Raw genomic sequence first — 1,183 nt, 5'->3', positions numbered from 1 at the left:
CCCCCCCCCCCCCCCCCCCCCCCCCCCCCCCCCCCCCCCCCCCCCCCCCCCCCCCCCCCCCCCCCCCCCACCCATAATAACCCAACCACCCCCCCAAACCGATTAGTGGGGGGGGAGGTGTGTTTTTTATTGTTATATCAGACACCCCCCAACCCCCACAACGACCGGGGGGGCGGGCCCCCCGCCGGCGCCGAAACCCACGCACGCCCCCCCCCCCCCCGGCCGCTACCGCAGGGTCTTACGACCAGTCGTACGAGAACAGCACCGTGCGGCTCACCGGCTCATACAGCATCACGATCGCGTCGGCGCCGGTGGCGCACCAGTTGTAGCCGGCGACTTCGGCGACGGCGAAGAACTTGTGGCCATCGCGGCGGATGATCGCCAGTTCGGCATCATCTGGAGCATGCCGGTCGTTGGCGGCGTCGGTGAATTCCAGGGTGAAGGCGGCCGGAATATCGGCCGTTTCAATCCAGTTGCCACAGGAAATCTGTCCCCCCAGCGTATCCAGATAATCGCGCTCGCTGGCTTCACCCTTGCCGTAGCGCGAGTAGCAGGCGAGGCGGCCATGCGTGGCGTGGTAGTGGCGGGCCTTGGCGTAGCTGTCGCGCATCTGCGCAATGTGTTCCTGCGCGTCCTTGTCCTGTACTGCGTCGCCGATGAAATAGCCCTCGTTGCCGAGGAAGCGCATCTGGTTGCCGGTGGTCAGCTCGAAGGCGATCCAGTTGGTGCCGGTGAAATCGTTGTGGTGTTCTTCGGTGGTTTCGCCGATGCAGCCGTCGTACGGCTCGATCGGGCACAGCATCGTCGCCACCTGGCCGGCCAGTTCCGGGCGCAGCACACCGAGGTCGATCTTCAGCAGCGGCAGCAGGTGCTGGCCGAGCCAGGCCTGGTCGGCGGGGAAGACGTCGGTGGGGAAGGGGACCATGCCGGGCAGCAGGTCGCTCAGTTCAGTCTGGTGGATCATCTCAGTCCTTTGAATTGGATCGGTAGTGGGGGGCGGGGGGGGGGGGGGGGGGCGCGGCGGGGGGTTTTGGGGGCGCGGGCGGGCCCCAAATTACCTGGTATACGCGCGGCTATCCCACCCCCTCGGCCCGCCCCACCCCGGCGTGGGTTTAAAAAAAAAAACAAAAAACAATTGCTGCGCAATAATAATTGTATGGGTCTTATTTTTGTAGCTATTGTG

At 65.4% G+C, this 1,183-nt stretch carries 1 protein-coding gene; it reads right to left on the bottom strand.

What is annotated here, in order from left to right:
• Window positions 1-238: 238 nt before the first annotated feature.
• Window positions 239-964: an enolase gene (locus WDC87_RS21830; RefSeq protein ID WP_088496139.1), complete on the bottom strand. Its 726-nt coding sequence runs from the start codon at window positions 962-964 to the stop codon at window positions 239-241.
• Between the last annotated feature and the right edge of the window lie 219 nt (window positions 965-1,183).

This window comes from Stenotrophomonas maltophilia group sp. Smal12, assembly GCF_037079935.1.
GTDB classification, from domain to species: domain Bacteria; phylum Pseudomonadota; class Gammaproteobacteria; order Xanthomonadales; family Xanthomonadaceae; genus Stenotrophomonas; species Stenotrophomonas sepilia.
The sequence above is the reverse complement of the archived record's forward strand: the minus strand, read 5'-3'. Positions and strand labels throughout refer to the sequence as shown.

Coding starts and splice junctions, on each gene's coding strand:
- WDC87_RS21830 (WP_088496139.1), bottom strand. CDS start 964: ATGATCCACCAGACTGAACTGAGCGACCTGCTGCCCGGCATGGTCCCC.